Annotated in this window: 14 protein-coding genes and 3 pseudogenes; 12 read left to right on the top strand and 5 right to left on the bottom strand. The window is 62.2% G+C overall.

The features are described 5' to 3' along the window. Positions 1-18 precede the first annotated feature (18 nt). The 8 genes and pseudogenes from FE851_RS10455 to FE851_RS10420 form a co-directional block, all read left to right on the top strand. The gene (locus FE851_RS10455; RefSeq protein WP_229380694.1) at positions 19-732 is read left to right on the top strand and encodes a M23 family metallopeptidase; all 714 of its coding nucleotides are present in this window, start codon (positions 19-21) and stop codon (positions 730-732) included. A gap of 80 nt (positions 733-812) precedes the next feature. Then, the gene (gene erpA, locus FE851_RS10450; protein WP_017181536.1) at positions 813-1,139 is read left to right on the top strand and encodes an iron-sulfur cluster insertion protein ErpA; all 327 of its coding nucleotides are present in this window, start codon (positions 813-815) and stop codon (positions 1,137-1,139) included. Between the two features lie 135 nt (positions 1,140-1,274). Further along, positions 1,275-2,042 (top strand): annotated as a pseudogene (xth, locus tag FE851_RS10445) (exodeoxyribonuclease III); the annotation flags it as partial. Between the two features lie 230 nt (positions 2,043-2,272). Beyond that, positions 2,273-2,743, top strand: coding sequence for a hypothetical protein (locus tag FE851_RS10440; RefSeq protein ID WP_145202210.1), 471 nt, complete (start codon positions 2,273-2,275; stop codon positions 2,741-2,743). A 151-nt stretch (positions 2,744-2,894) separates the two neighbouring features. Beyond that, the gene (locus tag FE851_RS10435) at positions 2,895-3,797 is read left to right on the top strand and encodes a tyrosine-type recombinase/integrase (protein WP_145199898.1); all 903 of its coding nucleotides are present in this window, start codon (positions 2,895-2,897) and stop codon (positions 3,795-3,797) included. A gap of 6 nt (positions 3,798-3,803) precedes the next feature. Next, positions 3,804-4,253: pseudogene (locus tag FE851_RS10430) on the top strand (transposase zinc-binding domain-containing protein); the annotation flags it as partial. A 75-nt stretch (positions 4,254-4,328) separates the two neighbouring features. Then, positions 4,329-5,375: an IS110 family transposase gene (locus FE851_RS10425; protein WP_066521554.1), complete on the top strand. Its 1,047-nt coding sequence runs from the start codon at positions 4,329-4,331 to the stop codon at positions 5,373-5,375. A gap of 265 nt (positions 5,376-5,640) precedes the next feature. After that, positions 5,641-6,396 (top strand): annotated as a pseudogene (locus FE851_RS10420) (transposase); the annotation flags it as partial. 983 nt (positions 6,397-7,379) lie between these two features. Here the strand turns inward: FE851_RS10420 and FE851_RS10415 are convergent. The 3 genes from FE851_RS10415 to FE851_RS10405 form a co-directional block, all read right to left on the bottom strand. Next, positions 7,380-7,667 carry a hypothetical protein gene (locus FE851_RS10415; RefSeq protein WP_130752241.1) on the bottom strand — a complete coding sequence of 96 codons (288 nt, stop codon included), beginning with the start codon at positions 7,665-7,667 and terminating at the stop codon, positions 7,380-7,382. A gap of 214 nt (positions 7,668-7,881) precedes the next feature. Further along, the gene (locus tag FE851_RS10410) at positions 7,882-8,850 is read right to left on the bottom strand and encodes a diacylglycerol/lipid kinase family protein (protein ID WP_017181533.1); all 969 of its coding nucleotides are present in this window, start codon (positions 8,848-8,850) and stop codon (positions 7,882-7,884) included. 9 nt (positions 8,851-8,859) lie between these two features. Continuing rightward, positions 8,860-9,354: a DUF2141 domain-containing protein gene (locus FE851_RS10405; protein ID WP_130752078.1), complete on the bottom strand. Its 495-nt coding sequence runs from the start codon at positions 9,352-9,354 to the stop codon at positions 8,860-8,862. A 128-nt stretch (positions 9,355-9,482) separates the two neighbouring features. Between FE851_RS10405 and lptF the strand changes: the two genes are divergently transcribed. After that, complete coding sequence (gene lptF / locus FE851_RS10400) at positions 9,483-10,694, top strand: LPS export ABC transporter permease LptF (protein WP_017181531.1); 1,212 nt, start codon at positions 9,483-9,485, stop codon at positions 10,692-10,694. Positions 10,695-10,697: 3 nt separating this feature from the next. Next, positions 10,698-11,798: an LPS export ABC transporter permease LptG gene (lptG, locus tag FE851_RS10395; protein ID WP_145202208.1), complete on the top strand. Its 1,101-nt coding sequence runs from the start codon at positions 10,698-10,700 to the stop codon at positions 11,796-11,798. A 1-nt stretch (position 11,799) separates the two neighbouring features. On the opposite strand, the gene FE851_RS10390 is transcribed toward lptG, so the two are convergent. Next, the gene (locus FE851_RS10390) at positions 11,800-12,867 is read right to left on the bottom strand and encodes a fatty acid desaturase family protein (RefSeq protein ID WP_145202205.1); all 1,068 of its coding nucleotides are present in this window, start codon (positions 12,865-12,867) and stop codon (positions 11,800-11,802) included. Positions 12,868-13,011: 144 nt separating this feature from the next. On the opposite strand from FE851_RS10390, the gene FE851_RS10385 reads away from it, so the two are divergent. Further along, positions 13,012-14,169, top strand: a complete 1,158-nt coding sequence (locus FE851_RS10385) for an N-acetyltransferase (protein WP_145202202.1) — start codon at positions 13,012-13,014, stop codon at positions 14,167-14,169. On the opposite strand, the gene FE851_RS10380 is transcribed toward FE851_RS10385, so the two are convergent. Next, positions 14,170-15,078: a diacylglycerol/lipid kinase family protein gene (locus FE851_RS10380; protein ID WP_145202199.1), complete on the bottom strand. Its 909-nt coding sequence runs from the start codon at positions 15,076-15,078 to the stop codon at positions 14,170-14,172. Positions 15,079-15,146: 68 nt separating this feature from the next. Between FE851_RS10380 and FE851_RS10375 the strand changes: the two genes are divergently transcribed. Continuing rightward, positions 15,147-16,010 carry a metallophosphoesterase family protein gene (locus tag FE851_RS10375; protein ID WP_107125476.1) on the top strand — a complete coding sequence of 288 codons (864 nt, stop codon included), beginning with the start codon at positions 15,147-15,149 and terminating at the stop codon, positions 16,008-16,010. Positions 16,011-16,070: the final 60 nt, after the last annotated feature.

The following is a 16,070-nucleotide window of genomic DNA, read 5'->3' as shown; positions in this document are numbered from 1 at the left end:
GGCATGTTTGAACGTCATATGATCAATACTCGTGGTGCGCGTTTGTTCCATTCTGCCGTAAAGGCGACAAAGATTTTCGCAGGACTCGGTATCGCGGGCGCGCTCTGCGCCGCTGCATCGGCCAATGCGACGGAAACCGACGATCCCTATGGCGATGCGTCGGAAATCAACACCAGCGCCCTTGGGCCGCAGGATGTCGGTTTCTCCAACCTCTTCTCCAGCCTTCAACGCCTCGATGGCAATGCCAAGACCGCTGCCTATATCCCTTCGGGCCGTCCGGTCGAAAAACTGGCGCTGACCTCCAATTTCGGCGTCCGGTCCGATCCGTTCAATGGCAGCGCCCGGATGCACAAGGGCATCGATATTCCCGGTCCCGTCGGCACGCCGATCCACGCCACCGCCGACGGCATCGTCAACCGTGCTGGCTGGGCCAGCGGTTATGGCAATCTCGTCCAGATCTCTCATGGCAATGGCATGGAAACGCGCTACGGCCATATGTCCAAGCTGCTGGTGCCCGCCAACAGCTTCGTCAAGCGCGGCCAGATCATCGGCCTGATGGGATCGACCGGCCGCTCGACCGGCAGCCACCTTCATTATGAAGTCCGTGTCGACGGCGCCGCGATCAACCCGCTGCCCTTCGTCGCTGGACCTGACTATCTGGTGGCGATGAACACCAAGCCCCCGGTCGCCATGGGCGGCCCGACCAAGGCGCAGGAAAAGAGCATCGACTGATCGCGCTTTTATCGACTTTCGCAAAAGGCCCGGCACCCTGTGGGTTGCCGGGCCTTTTGCGTCATCCTATCTAGGGTAGCATGACCGATATTGATCTCACCTCATCTGCCGCTGCCCGTGTCGCCGCGATCGCCGCCAAGCAGGGCAAGCCTGCCATCCTGCGGCTGGCGGTGGAGGGGGGCGGCTGCTCCGGCTTCCAGTATCGCTTCGGTCTGGCCGATGCGGTCGAGGCGGATGACCTGGCGGTCGAGCGCGACGGGGTGACGCTGGTGGTGGATGACGTCAGCCTGGACCTGGTGCGCGGGTCGGCGGTCGATTTCGTTTCCGACCTTGGCGGCGCGGCGTTCAAGGTGACCAATCCCAACGCCACTGCTGGCTGCGGCTGCGGCACAAGCTTCTCGGTCTGATTTCATCCATGACGTGCTCCCGCGAAGGCGGGAGTCCAGTCCAGCCCTCGGAACGGGGCTCCCGCCTTCGCGGGAGCGCATTTCATGCTATGGGCGGGGCATCGACATTGGAATCGAAACGGATTGGGTCAGGTCATGCGCATCGCCACCTTCAACATCAACGGCATCAAGGCGCGCCTGCCGCGCCTGCTGGAATGGCTGGACGAAACGCGGCCTGACATTGCCTGCCTGCAGGAAATCAAGACGTCCGACGAGACCTTCCCGGCCAAGGATATAGAAGCGGCGGGCTATGGCGTCATCTGGCACGGGCAGAAGGGGTTTAACGGCGTTGCTATCCTGGCGCGCGGCGAAACCCCGGTGGAAGTGCGGCGCGGGCTGGAGGGTGAGCCGGAGGACGAGCATAGCCGCTATCTGGAAGCGGATGTGAAGGGCGTGCGCGTCGCCAGCATCTACCTGCCCAACGGCAATCCGCAGCCCGGCCCCAAATTCGATTACAAGCTGCGCTGGATGAAGCGCCTGCGCGCCCGTGCGGCGGAAATCTGGGCGGAGGAAGTGCCCGCGATTCTGGCGGGCGACTATAATGTCATCCCGCGCGACGATGATGTCTATTCGGTCAAGGCGATGGCGGACGACGCGCTGATGCAGCCCGAAAGCCGCGCAGCCTATCGCCGGTTGCTGGCCGATGGCTGGACCGACGCACTACGCAGCCGCCATCCCGCGGGCGGGGTGTGGACCTATTGGGATTATCAGATGAACGCCTGGCCCCGCGACGCGGGCTTCCGCATCGACCATCTGCTGCTCAGCCCCGCCGCCGCCGACCGATTGGTCGACGCGCAGGTCGACAAGGCATTTCGCGGCAGAGAGAAGGCCAGCGACCATGCGCCGACCTGGGTGGAATTGCGGGGGGGAGGAAGGGCGGTTTGGGTGGGTAGCCGCCGTGCCCTTCCCACACCGTCATCCCCGCGAATGCGGGGATCCATTTCCCGCCTTCGCACCGCGTTGAGAGCTTGGGAGATGGGTTCCCGCTTTCGCGGGAAGGACGAAAAAGGGTGGATTTCGGAATGTCGGCTTATGAGGCATGTCGCCCGACAATCGGACATTGCAAAATTCAAACATTCTTGCATCATGGCCGCATGGCAAATATGTTAGCTCGGATCATTGGTTGGTGGCGAAGTCTCGACCTCCCAATGAAAATTAATGCTGCAGCTTGCGCATTTCCTATTTTGATTATGCTCTTTACGCGTGGTCCGGATACAGTTGATAGATCCGGATACGAATACTCTATCCTTGAAACGATTGCTCAGTGGTTCATTGGAATACCTGCGCTATTTATCTTTGCGCCCGTGGTAGGAGCATCCCAATTTGGGCTTCTATGGCTTGCGCGCCGCTCTCCTGATGTCTGGATGCGTTGGCTATTTTCCACTGCTGCTATAATTTTATTGTATCCGTATCACGATTTCCTTCGGACCACCGATCTAACTGAAAATTCCACCGCTGCACTGGCTGCGATGTTTTATCCACTTTATTTGGCGGCAGGAGCGCTACCTGTTGCCGCTGGTATTTGGTGGATAAGAGTCTGGTTTGGGCGTGACGACGAACATTGATCAATGACCAAAAATGGCCGATGCACGAACCCGCTGCGCGGGAGTGGTGCCCATGGTGAGCTATCCATGACAACGAGAACGTCCCGCCTGGATTGAGCAGTGCCCGTAATGGGCCGACCCTTTTGGCTCCTTCAACATGAGGAGTCGAACGATGAACGAGCTTGTTCCGGTTGGCCCGATCAGCCCGCTACGCCAGCGGCTGATCGACGATATGACGATGCGCCGGTTCTCACGCGAGACGCAGCGCAACTACCTGCGCGACGTCGGGCGGTTTGCGACCTGGCTGGGGCGCTCGCCGCACACCGCGACCGCCGAGGATGTCCGGCGGTTCCAGATCGAGCAGCAGGACGCCGGCGTTCCGGCGCCGACCATGAACAGCATCGTCGCGGCGCTGCGGTTCTTCTTCACCCACACGCTCGACCGACCCGAACTCGCGCGTAAGCTGGTCCGCACCGCGCATGCTCGTAAGATCCCGGTGGTGCTGACCTTGGCCGAGGTGAAGCGGCTGCTCGATTCCACGACCTGCCTCAAGCATCAGGCGGCACTGTCGGTCGCCTATGGTGCCGGACTGCGCGTTTCCGAGGTCTCGGTGCTCAAGGTCAGCGACGTCGACAGCAAGCGCATGCTGCTACGGATCGAGCGCGGCAAAGGCGGGCGCTACCGGAACGCCATGCTGCCCGAAGGCTTGCTCGTGTTGCTACGTGAGTGGTGGCGCGCTGGTCGGCAGCAGGGGATCATGCTTCCGAACGGTTGGCTCTTCCCGGGCCAGAACGCAACAGTGCCGATCAGCACGCGGCAGCTGTATCGCATCGTCGTCGAGGCGGCCGAGGCAGCCGATATCGCCAAGCGGGTCGGCCCGCATACCCTGCGGCATAGCTTCGCCACGCACTTGCTCGAAGACGGTGTCGATATCCGCGTCATCCAGGCGCTGCTTGGTCACGCCAAGCTCAACACCACCGCCTTTTACACCCAGGTAGCGACCAAGACGATGCGCGCGGTGACCAGTCCGCTCGACCGGCTGATGATCCCGAGCGGGGGAACGCCCGACGGTTGAGGCGAGGTGCGCACCTCCATCGAGGTCGCCGATATCTTCCGAACTGCAGGGCCGACGTATCGGTTGGCCCATGCCGGGCATCTGAGCCTGCACCAGCTCAAGATCATGTCGGCGATCGAACAGTGTCGCACGGCGGCAATGGGCGGCCACGTCGAGGCCTGCGAGGACTGCGGCCATTGGCGTGTCGCCTATAACAGCTGTCGCAACCGGCACTGTCCCAAGTGCCAGGGCGCTGCCGCGCGCACGTGGCTCGCCGACCGCGAGGCCGACCTGCTGCCGGTCGGCTACTTCCACGTGGTCTTCACCCTGCCGGCCGAGGTCGGTGCCATCGCCTTTTACAACAAGGCGCTGATCTACGATCTGCTGTTCCGCGCAGCGTCGGAGACGATGCAGATCATCGCCGCGGACCCGAAGCATCTCGGCGCACGGATCGGCATCACCGCCGTGCTCCACACCTGTTGGAGTGGACGACCCCCAGCGGCATCGAATGTGCCAGAATGAGTTGTCAACGCTCAAACAAGGGAGCCGCCCGTGGAACAGCTTATCAGAATCGGAATGGATACGTCGAAGAGTGTTTTTCAGCTTCATGGAGTGAATGCGGCCGAGGAGGTCGTTCTTCGTCGCAAGCTGCGTCGGAAGGACATGGTGACGTTCTTCGAAAAACTGCCGCCGACCGTCGTGGCGATCGAGGCGTGCGGTGCCTCGCATCACTGGGCGCGCCTGCTCACCTCATTCGGTCACGAGGTGAAGCTGATAGCCGCACAGCTGGTTAAGCCGTACGTCAAGCGTGGGAAGAATGACGCAGCCGACGCCGAGGCCCTGTGCGAAGCAATGAGCCGACCGACTATGCGGTTTGTGCCAGTAAAGACGGCCGATCAGCAGGCCGTGTTGATGCTGATGGGTGTGCGTGACCGGTTGATCCGCAACCAGACGCAGCTCTCGAACGCTATCCGCGGCTTTGCTGCAGAGTTCGGGCTGACGGCCGCCCGGGGTATCGATCATCTCGGTCGATTGCTTGATCAGCTGCAAGCCGACAACAGCCTTCCTTCATTGGCCCGCGAATTGTTCGCGGCCCACGCGGAAGAATATAAGCAGCTTCAGGCAAAAATCGCGGAGGTCGATGCCAAGCTGGCAGCCTGGCAGAAAACTGAGCCTCACTGCAATCGCCTAGCGAAGATCCCCGGTATCGCAGCGATCGGCGCCGCATTGCTCGTGATGAAGACGCCGGCACCAGAGAGGTTTGCCTCAGGGCGCCAGTTCGCTGCCTGGATCGGCCTGACACCGAAAGATCACTCCACCGCCGGCAAAGTCAGGCATGGCGGCATCACCCGCGCAGGCGATGAAGGGTTGCGCAGCGTCCTGGTGGCGGGCGCCACAGCGGTCGTCAGGCACGTCGCCGCGGGCACCAGCAAAAATGCCTTCGCGCCTTGGGTGGAACAGTTGCTCAAGCGCAAGGCTCCCAAACTCGTCGCCGTTGCTCTCGCCAACAAGATGGCTCGCATAGCCTGGAAGCTGATGGTTACCGGCCAAAGCTACGCCGGCAAGACTGCACCGGTCGAGATAGCCGTCGCCGCATAGAGGTCAGCCAACGCGGGGAGCAAAGAGATGCAACCGCGCTGAGCCGATGCCCGAACTTGCAAGGAAAAAGCAGATGGTGTGATCGATCGATCCCGACGTAGGAAAATCCGGTAGCCCCAATGGCCTTCGAGGTCGCACACTTGGCTGGAACCGACGTCGCGGAAACCATCTTGGCCAGCGTTCACTCGAGCGCGCAAAAAGGCCGGACATATGGAAGCAAGCGATCTGATCAAATTAATGCCCAAGAAAGACCTTGTAAGAGGGGGTCGTCCACATATGGGGCTCGGCGCTAACCCACCACCCGCACATCCACATGATTGTCCCCGGCGGCGGCATCGCGCTCGACGGCACGCGTTGGGTCTCGGCGCGTCCGGCGTTCCTGTTGCCGGTACGTGTGCTCGGCGCGCTGTTCCGCCGCCTGTTCCTCACACGACTGCTCGCGCTCTACGATGCCGGACAGCTCGCCTTCTTCGGCAGCATGGCGCATCTCACCGAACGGCGCGCATTCCTGCGCCACCTGTCGCCGGTCCGCAAAAAGCGCTGGGTGGTCTATGCCAAGCCGCCATTCGCCGGGCCCGAAGCGGTCCTCGCCTATCTGTCGCGCTACACTCACCGCGTCGCCATCTCGAACAGCCGCCTTCTCCGCTTCGACGAGGACGGCGTTACCTTCCGCTACAAGGACTATCGCCGCGGCGGCGCCGACCGGCAGCAGGTGATGACGCTTGGTGCCGACGAGTTCATCCGCCGCTTCCTGCTCCACGACTTGCCCAAGGGCTTTCACCGCATCCGTCATTATGGCCTGCTCGCCAGCGGTACGCGCAAGGACAGTCTCGAACGGGCCCGCCAACTGCTCGCGGTCGCGCCGCCTGCTGTCGATGACATGCCCGCCGAACCGCCAGATGCCCGGCCGCCGTGCTCGTGCTGCGGTGGACGCATGATCGTCATCGAGATCTTGGAACGCCGGTACCAGCCTCGCGCGCCCCCATGCTTCGCAGCATCATCCGAGAGACAGGCGTCGTGACCCGGCACGGCACATCATCGACAGACCCCGTGACGACCGCGCTCCCGGGAAGGCCGGAGTCTGCTTCCCACCTGTCGAAAAGCGGACGCCAACTGCCCGAAAGCGGACCGTCCGACTGTGAGCGACCTTCGCGACCGCCGGAAAGCAGACCGTCCGCTTTCAAATACGTCCGCTTATCCACCGCGCCCGCCACCGCCCAGAGCCGCCCAAAGTCGAAATCCCCATAGACCATCGCAGGGGGCCCGCGGGTTCGGGCACCGCCGACTTTCCGACGCCTCTCGGCGTCCGAAACTCTAAACGATTTCGGAATGTCGCCTTACCGGCGGGTAAGAGGGGATAGCCGCCGGTCCTCTTTAGGGCAGGCGACACGATCGCGGGCGGAAATAGCTGCCTGTCGCCCATCGACCATTTCCTAACCGTGGAGGCTGTCTGCGGCGTTCTTGATTGCGGACGTTACATGCATCGGCCATGACGGCGGATCATCACAAAACGTCGAGATCGGAAATGTGGCAGCGTTACCTAAGTTGGATAGATCGCGATTTAGGAAATGGATGGCCCAGACTGAATGGGCTCTCATCGCTCGTGCCTTTCATCCCGCTGATGTTTGGAGTTGCTTACAGCGCTTGGTTCCATCCTGATGAGAGGCCGGGCACCGTTGAAAGCGCAATTGTTCTGGTTCCGATGGTGACACTGGCGGCTATTTGGGCATGGCGGGTTTCTCGGTGTGCCGTGCGCCAATATCGCACTGTAAAATCGCAACAGCCTCACGATTGAACGACCGCTTTTCAGACATGGGCCCTTTAAGCCGACAGTCCGCTAACCACCCATCCCGGCGATTTGACCTGGTCAAAGGCGTGGCGAGTCGCGCCGGTGCTGCCAGTCCGGTTTATATCCGCATGAAACCGAACGAGAGAACGGCGCTGGCGGGTGGATTGCAGACTGGCGGCTATCTGGACGATCGCGTCTAAAGCAGTCGTCGTCAGTCACATTCCGCCAGTGTAAGTGAAAATATACGGCAGCAGCCCCACAAGACTTAGAATGGAAATAGCAACCAACGGCTGCGGTGATCGCAGACCGTTAAATACCCATGCAAATGCTGCAAGGATTAAAGCTACACAGATCGGAATAACTATGTAGTGGTCGATCTGTTCTGAGTTTGGAAATACGCCTTCGCCATGTGTGTAAACACCGTAGGTCAGGTTTCGTCCTATATAAAACATGCCTAGCCAAAGCGTGCTGGAAAAGACTGCTAATATGTTGGCTGTCCGCATCCAAGCATCCTTACGCCGATAGCTAAAGTCTGCAAGTGGTCGTTAGCGGCGGAACCCATGAGCGGGACTCGAACCCGCCAAACAGGCCGCACCTCAATGCGTCTGCCCACGCCGACCGTGTCAGGGTCCTCAGCCAAAATAGCGTCGGCTACACTGTCTGCAATGGGGTAAGAGCGAAGCGGACCTAGATGGCAAGAAATGGTCGCTTCTCGCCCTACGCCGCCAGCCGCAGGAACGGCACGGGCTGGGTCGATCGCAGCACGATCGGCTTGCCCTCCGACGCTTCGAACAGTTCGCCGTCCAGAATGACGCTGCTGTGGTTGCCCTCGATCCGGATGGTGTCGCCCTGTTCCAGATGGATGCCCTGCATCTGGCTCTTGCCCACGCGCTTGAAAAGGCTTGCAAAGATCAGGCGCAGCAGGGCTGGCAAGCTCTGTTCCACCGCCATCAGCTTCATATTGCCCCGGCGGCTGTCGCCCGGCTGGACGCCGAGCAGCAGTCGTTCCAGCGTGGTGACGATCAGCACGGAGAATCGACCGGCCAGTTGCCCGTCGCGGATCAGGGATATGCTGACCGGCTTGCTGGATGGCGGCAGGAATTTGGCGCGAATGCCGAAAATCAGGGAAACCAGCACCGCCATAGCGGTGAGGAAATGGCTGAGGCCGTTGGACAGGCCCAGCGGATAGATCTGGTTGCGGCAATAGAGCATGTAATCGGCCAGTCCCGCGCCGCCCAAAAACATGCCCAGCACCGGGCGGCTGCCGACCTGCCCGTCCGACAGGGCGATCAGTTCGCGCGCGACGACATGGTCGTCAACGCCAGCCTTGGCCAGCGCGACGATTCGTTCCAGCGCCTTGATGGGATCGCCATGAATGCCAAGGTCGAGCGCGATCAGGTTGGTCTTGCCATTGGGCAGCACGGCGATCGGCGGCACCCGGCCCTTGAAATGTTCGCCCTGGTAAAGCTCGGTCAGCGCCGCCTGCACCGTACCGTCGCCGCCATTGATGACGATGACGACGGGATCGACGCGGGCAATCGTCTGGAGCGCGCGGCCGATCTGGTCGACATGCTCCACTTCATAATGGAAGATGTCCGGGTTGCTGGCGCAATAGCTGCGAACGCGCGGCAGGGTCTGGCGGTTGCCCGTGGACTTGGGATTGGACAGGAGCGCGACGCAGACCATGGCTTTTGATCACATATATTTGAGGGTGATGGTGATTTTCGTCACGCCGGGACCGGCATAGAAAGCGGCCTTTTCGACCCCAGGCTTGCCCAGATTGAAGATGTTGATCGACGGATTGTTGGAAAAACCACCGCCGTCGCGGCTGATGTCGGTCTTGCCATTGCCATCGCGATCATGACGCACGGCGATGCCATATTTGCCCGGCTGCGGCACCGGCATGCAAAAGCGCATCGTGCCATTGGACGGGCGAACCGGAATGTCGATACGATTGAGCCATTCGCCCTTGCTCAACCAGGCGGATTTGGTGGCGGGGTAGGATTGGACGCGCACCTTGCCGGTTTCCGCCGCAAAGCCGCGCACGTCGACCAACACGGCCGGGCCGTTCCGGCTGTTGCCGCAACGTTCCAGATCGTTGGGAATGACCTGACCATGGGCCATTGCCGGGATAGCTGCGATCATCGCTGCCACCGACATCAGACCCACTGCAACTTTTACCATGACCATTAGACTCCTGGAAGCTATAGCCGCCCGATCGGGTCGGACGGCAGCCCCTGTTCGCCCCGCTATTTTCCTGATTCCAATATGGAATGGGTTTGCGGCCAAAACATGGTGATGGGACGACGACTTAGAGAATGCTGACCGCCACCGATCGTTATCTTGCCCGCCTGATCGCGGTGCCCATGCTGGGTACGCTCGTGATCGCCGCGATGCTGCTGGTGCTGGACAAGATGCTCAGCCTGTTCGATTTCGTCGCGGCGGAAGGCGGGCCGGTCAGCGTCGTGTGGCGGATGCTGGCGAACATGCTGCCCGAATATCTCTCGCTCGGCATTCCCATCGGCCTGATGCTGGGCATCCTGCTGGCCTTTCGCAAATTGGCGCTGTCGTCGGAACTGGACGTGATGCGGGGGGTCGGCCTGTCCTACGGGCGGCTGCTGCGGGTGCCGTACATGTATGCGATTGCGCTCGCGCTGCTTAATTTCGGCATTGTCGGCTTCGTCCAGCCGCTGTCCCGCCACGCCTATGAAGCGCTGCGATTCGAATTGCGGTCAGGTGCGCTGGGCGCGTCGATCAAGGTCGGCGAGTTCACCAATCTGGGCAAGCGGATGACGATGCGGATCGAACGCAGCCTGGACGGCGGGCGCAATCTGCAGGGGATTTTCGTCCGCGCGGTCAGCCGGGACGGACAATCGGTCGCGGTCACGGCGGCGCAGGGCATGTTCCTGGCGACGGACGATCCCGACACGATCATCTTCCGCCTGCGCGACGGCGTGCTGGTCAACGACGCGCCCAAATATAAGACGCCGCGAATCCTGTCCTTTTCAAGCCACGACCTGCCGATCGACCTGCCGCAGATCGAAAATTTCCGCGGGCGCGACGTCGACCGGGAAAAGACGATCCCCGAACTGATCGTGATTGGTCGCGATCCGGCCACCCCGGACAAATTGCGCAACGAAGTGCGTGCCAATTTCCACTTCCGCATGGTGGAGGTGGTGATGATGATGCTGTTGCCGCTGGCCGCGCTCGCCTTTGCGATCCCGCCCAAGCGGTCGACATCGGCGCTGGGCGTGTTCCTGTCGATCATCTTCATCGTGACCTATCACAAGGTCAACCAATATGGCGAAAGCGTGGGCGCGCTGGGCAAGGTCGATCCGATCATCGCGCTATGGGGACCATTTCTGCTGACGGCGGGCCTGATCTTCTGGATGTATCATGTCATCGCGCACCGCCCCGGCGGGCAGCCGATCGGCGCGCTGGAAGTCGCCTTTGCCAAGGTGGGCAAGCAGATCGTGCGCCTGTTGCGGCTGGGCCGTCGACGCCCGCCCGCGGCGGAAGGAGCCGCCTGACCCATGCAATTTGCTTTCTTCCCCTCGCGCCAGATCAGCTGGTACATGGCGCGCCTGTTCCTTACGCGGACGCTGGCGGTGCTGGCGCTGCTGGTGCTGGTGCTACAAACGCTCGACCTGCTGGGACAGTCAGGCGACATCCTTGCTTATCCCGGCAATGGCGACGCGCAATTGTGGCATTATGTCGGCCTGCGCGTGCCGCAGATCGTGGCGCGCTTCCTGCCTTTTTCGGTGCTGCTCGGCACGCTGGTGATGCTGGCGACGCTGAACCAGAATAGCGAAATCATCTCGATGAAGGCGGCAGGCCTGTCCGCGCACCAGATATTGGCTCCGCTCGTGGTGTCCGCACTGGGCGTGGCGATCATCAGCTATGCCTTCAACGACCGGATCGTCGCCCGGTCCACTGCGGCGCTCAGTGCCTGGCAGGCGGTCGATTACGGCCCGATCCCGCGCGACAGCGGGGTCAAGAGCAACCCCTGGGTGCGCGACGGCAATAATCTGGTCAACGCTGCCATCGTCGCCGGGCGCGGTACGCAGGTGCAGCTGCGCAAGGTGGAGATTTTCAACCGCATCAACAACAGCCTGACGACCATCATCCAGGCGCCGCGCGGCCATTATGACGCGGCGGACAAGAGTTGGGTGCTGGAAGAGGCGCGCCAGTTCGACGTGGCGCGTGGCACCGTGACCAATGTCGGCACGGTGCGTTTTGGCCGCGACATTCGCCCCGACCAGTTCACCCTGGCCAAGGTCGATCCCGATGCCCTGACCTTCCGCCAGCTTCAGGCCGCGATTTCCGACCTGCATGATGCCGGGCGACCCACGGCGGAGTTGGAGGCCAATTTGTGGCACAAGCTGTCCGGCCCGCTTTCGGCCCTGCTGATGCCGATATTGGGGTCGGTCGCGGCGTTCGGGCTGGCGCGATCGGGCCAGTTGTTCGTGCGCGCAGTGATGGGCATGGCGCTGGGCTTTGCCTATTTCGTCGCCGACAATTTCTCGCTGGCGATGGGCAGCCTGGGCGCTTATCCGCCGTTTCTGGCGGCTTGGGCGCCCTTCCTGCTGTTCCTGCTGGTCGGTGAGACTGTGCTGTTCAGGACGGAGGAATAGCCTAGCGCGCCACCATGGTGCTGCGGGCGATCTTGCCGACCAGCGGCATCATCCCGCGATAATTGCCGCGATGATAGGGCGATTGCGGGTCCAGCGTCGCCACCAGCTTGCGGTGCGCGGCGGCCAGATTGTGATAGGGCACGCTGGGCAGCAGGTGGTGCAACGCATGATAGCGCAGGCCGACCGGCGCCCACAGCGCAGGCAGGCTGCCGGGCGGGGGCACATTGACCGAATCGAGATATTGCGCCGTCACGGTCATCGGTTCGCCTTCATTCTCCCACAAATGCGCGACCAGGGTGCGCAGCTGGTTGATGACGGTCATCGCCGAATGGACGGCCATATAGACCAGCAACGGCTTCCACCCGACCACGAACACGCTGCCGACCAGCGTCAGCGCGAACAGGGACGCGCCAGCCTCCTGCCACGCCCACATGCGGGCGAAGGCCCCTTCGGGCTTGCGGCGGCGATAGGCCGGATTGATCGACAGCGCGGACAGTTCACCGACCATCTTCGCGCGGAGCGGCGGGATGATCAGGGACAATGGCGTCAGCACAGCAAAGCGCAGGATAAGGCCGACCGGCGCCAGCGCGGCGACGAGGATGAACAGCGGCAGCGACCAGGGCTTCATGAGCGCCAGCGGCAGATATTCCGGATCTTCCGCCGTGCCGTAGCGGGTGCGGGCGTGATGCTGGGTATGGACGCCTTCATACATGAAGGACGGGATCATCAGCGGAATGCCCACGATCAGGTTCCACGCGGCGCGGAAACCGGGCAGCGCGCCAGCGCGGATATGGGTGAGTTCGTGGATGAAGCTGGCCGCCCGATACAGCGCCAGCATCGCAATCACGCCGCAGGCAATGGCCAGCGGCACGCTATCCACCAGCATCGCACCCGCCAGCGCGCCCCAGCCGATCAGCGCGGACGCCAGCATGTCGGGCCAGTAGATGCGCGGATTGGCAGTGGACAGGTCGCGCGTCAGTTCGGCCGCCGCACGCAGCATCGCCACGTCATCGGGAATGGTCGCACGGGCGCGCTGCGCGGCGGCAAGGATGGGATCATGCACAGTCATGGCAGGCGTCCTAATCTCCAAATGCGCTGACATCGTGGCAGCACGATGACATTATCCGCCCAATAGCGGGCTGGCGGCGGGCTGTGATTGACAATCCGCAAACAAGCGGCGAACTGCTGCCATCTTTTGGTGAAAGCGGCAGCCGTGGCACATTCTGATCTGGTGATTACGCCCGTTTCGGGCAAGGGCGACCTCAAGGCCTTTATCGACCTGCCCTGGTCGATTTACGCCACGGACCCCAATTGGGTGCCGCCGCTGAAGGCGGAAATGTACGAATTGCTGACGCCCGGCAAAAATCCCTTTTTCGAACATGCCAAGGCGCAATATTTCCTGGCTCGCCGCAACGGCCGTGTCGTTGGCCGCATTTCGGCCCATTATGACAAACTGGCGCTGTCGATGCCGCCGGAACAGGGCATGGGGCCAGGGACCGGCAATTTCGGCCTGCTGGAGGCGGAAGATGACGCGATTGGCGCGGCGCTGATCGCGCAGGCCGAGCAATGGTTGCTTCAACAGGGCATGACCCGCGTGGTCGGCCCGATCTCGCTGTCGATCTGGGAGGAGCCTGGCCTGCTGATCGCCGGGCATGACCATCCGCCGACGGTCATGATGGGGCACAACAGCCCGGCCTATCAGGCGATGGTCGAGGGGGCAGGGTATCAGCCGGTCAAGACGCTCAACTGTTTTGAGCTGGACATCACCCAGAATTTCCCCCCGCTGATCCAGCGGATCATCGCATCGGGCCAGAAGAACGAGCGCATCCGCATTCGCAAGGTCGACAAGTCGAAATTCGACGCGGAGGCAGCGATCATCCTCAACATCCTGAACGACGCCTGGGGCCGCAACTGGGGCTTTGTGCCGATCACCGATGCGGAGATCGCGCATACCGGCAAGAAGCTGAAACCCATCGTGTTCGAAGATCTGATCATGATCGCCGAACTGGACGGTGAGCCGGTCGCCTTCATGATGACGCTGCCGGACCTTAACGAGGCGATCAAGCCGCTCAACGGCGCGCTGTTTCCCTTTGGCTGGGCCAAGCTGCTCTGGTGGCTGCGCAAGCCCAAGGTGCGTACGATGCGGGTGCCGCTGATGGGCGTGCTGCAACGGCTGCAATCGTCCCGGCTGGCCAGCCAGCTGGCCTTCATGATGATCGAGGCGATAAGGCTGGAAGCGATCGCCCACTATGGCGCGACCCGTGGCGAGATTGGCTGGGTTCTGGATGACAATCAGGGCATGAACGCCATCGCGCAGGCGATCAACAGCAAGGTCAACAAAGTCTATCAGCTGTACGAAAAGCCGCTCTGATCATGGGTTGGCGGGCACGGCGACATCGACCGCGCCCGCCGCAATCCGCGCCACGACCGGCGTTTTCGCCAGCACTTCGCCGTCGATGGATATGCGCTGGCGCGGGCGGGTGGTGATGGTGAAAGCCTTGCCATGCCATTCCTGCGTATGCGCGTCGCGATCGCGCAGCTTGACGAATTTCGCGTACCAGTCCCACGCCAGCCGCGGCTTGCTGCGCCCGACGACCGCCTGGACTACGATTTCGCCGCTATCGACGTCGGCATGATCGGACAGTTCGACCCCGCCATGAAAGGGGCCGTTCAGGATGCGTACTTCGGTGGACCATAGCCGCCGTTCCTGCTGACCATCGTCGATGATCAGGCGGAAGGCGCGGAAGCCGACCGAACATTTGATCGCCCATAGCAGATAGCCGATCCGTCCCAGATAGCGTTTCAGCTTGTGCGGCACCGTCCGGCCGATCATCGGCGACAGGCCGAGCGAGGCGGCGTTGACGAAATAATCTTGGTCGATCATGCCCAGGTCCACCCGGCGTCGGCGTCCGTTGGCGATGGCCGCGATCGCGCCGTCCAGATCGAGCGGCAGGCCCAGCGTTCGCGCAAAGCTGTTGGCGGTGCCCAGCGGCAGGACGGCGAACACGCAATCCTTGCCGACAAACTGGTCGACCGTGCTGGACATGGAGCCATCGCCGCCACCCACGATCACCATCGGCGCGCCATCGGCAATCGCCTTCCCCACGGTTTCTTCCATCAGTGCGGGGTTTTTGACCGCATGAGCGGCGAGCAGGTCGATGCCCGCCTCCTCCAGTTTTTCCTTCGCCTCCGCAAAGAGCGCTTCGCCCTTGCGGCTGTGCGCGTTGACGATCAGCGCGGCCTGACGCGGGAGGGGGCGATTGGAGGATTTCGTTATCATGCCACAACAACTCGCGAAGGCGGGTTCGGCTCCGGGGAAACCATGTCCCGCTGGATCGTTACCTGATCATGGCCCGTATCGCTCATCTGTCCGACATTCATTTCGGCGCGCACGATCCGCGCATAGTCGACGCCGCCACAGCCTGGCTGGAGGAGCGTCGGCCCGACCTGGTCATCATCAGCGGCGACCTGACCCAGCGCGCGCGGGTCGAGCAGTTCCGCGCGGCGTCCGCATGGCTCAACCGGCTGCGCGCGGCGGGGCTGAAATTGCTGGTCATCCCCGGCAATCATGACATTCCGCTCTATGACGTGGTGCGGCGCTTCGCTGCCCCGCTCAAACGCTACAAACGCTATATCAGTCACGACCTGTGCCCCTGGTATGAGGATGAGGAGGTCGCGATCCTTGGCCTCAACACCGCCCGCTCGCTGACCATCAAGGACGGGCGGATCAATCATGACCAGATGGACATGCTGCGGGACTATTTCGCGCCGGTCGCCAGCGGCAAGACGCGCATATTGGTGACGCACCATCCCCTGTTCGCCATGCCGATCGGCCGGGGCGGGGAACTGAGCGAGGCTGTCGGCCAGCATGACGACGCGGTCCAGGCGGCATGCGAAGCAGGTGTCCATCTGGCGCTGGCGGGCCATTTTCACCGCACCTATGCGCAGGCGGCACGCAAGATGGTGGAACGGGCGGGCGGCGCGTTGATCATCCAGGCCGGCACCGCGACATCGACCCGGCTGCGCAACGCCGAACCGCAAAGCTTCAACTGGCTGCACGTCCGGCGCAACAATGCGATGGAGTTGCAAGTGATCGTCTGGGACGGCGCAGGCTTTCGCCGGGCGAGCCATGTGGAATATGTCCGCGACGGGCAGGATTGGACGCCACGGGACTTGGCGGACGCTCCAAGGATCGGTGAGATCGTGGAGTGAGGATATGGCGGCCCGACTACACTACAAATTTTTGGGGGTAGCTGCTTTCCTTAGCGTAAC

It is taken from the genome of Sphingobium sp. B2, assembly GCF_007693735.1.
GTDB classification, from domain to species: Bacteria; Pseudomonadota; Alphaproteobacteria; order Sphingomonadales; family Sphingomonadaceae; genus Sphingobium; species Sphingobium xenophagum.
Note: the sequence above shows the minus strand (reverse complement) of the source record. Positions and strands in the feature narration are given on the sequence as shown.

Excerpts from the sequence above, each read along its gene's own strand:
- lptG (WP_145202208.1), top strand. The coding sequence starts at position 10,698 with ATGCAATTTGCTTTCTTCCCCTCGCGCCAGATCAGCTGGTACATGGCG.
- FE851_RS10440 (WP_145202210.1), top strand. The coding sequence starts at position 2,273 with ATGGCAAATATGTTAGCTCGGATCATTGGTTGGTGGCGAAGTCTCGAC.
- erpA (WP_017181536.1), top strand. The coding sequence starts at position 813 with ATGACCGATATTGATCTCACCTCATCTGCCGCTGCCCGTGTCGCCGCG.
- FE851_RS10390 (WP_145202205.1), bottom strand. The coding sequence starts at position 12,867 with ATGACTGTGCATGATCCCATCCTTGCCGCCGCGCAGCGCGCCCGTGCG.
- FE851_RS10455 (WP_229380694.1), top strand. The coding sequence starts at position 19 with ATGATCAATACTCGTGGTGCGCGTTTGTTCCATTCTGCCGTAAAGGCG.
- FE851_RS10405 (WP_130752078.1), bottom strand. The coding sequence starts at position 9,354 with ATGGTCATGGTAAAAGTTGCAGTGGGTCTGATGTCGGTGGCAGCGATG.
- FE851_RS10375 (WP_107125476.1), top strand. The coding sequence starts at position 15,147 with ATGGCCCGTATCGCTCATCTGTCCGACATTCATTTCGGCGCGCACGAT.
- lptF (WP_017181531.1), top strand. The coding sequence starts at position 9,483 with ATGCTGACCGCCACCGATCGTTATCTTGCCCGCCTGATCGCGGTGCCC.
- FE851_RS10415 (WP_130752241.1), bottom strand. The coding sequence starts at position 7,667 with ATGCGGACAGCCAACATATTAGCAGTCTTTTCCAGCACGCTTTGGCTA.
- FE851_RS10380 (WP_145202199.1), bottom strand. The coding sequence starts at position 15,078 with ATGATAACGAAATCCTCCAATCGCCCCCTCCCGCGTCAGGCCGCGCTG.
- FE851_RS10435 (WP_145199898.1), top strand. The coding sequence starts at position 2,895 with ATGAACGAGCTTGTTCCGGTTGGCCCGATCAGCCCGCTACGCCAGCGG.
- FE851_RS10410 (WP_017181533.1), bottom strand. The coding sequence starts at position 8,850 with ATGGTCTGCGTCGCGCTCCTGTCCAATCCCAAGTCCACGGGCAACCGC.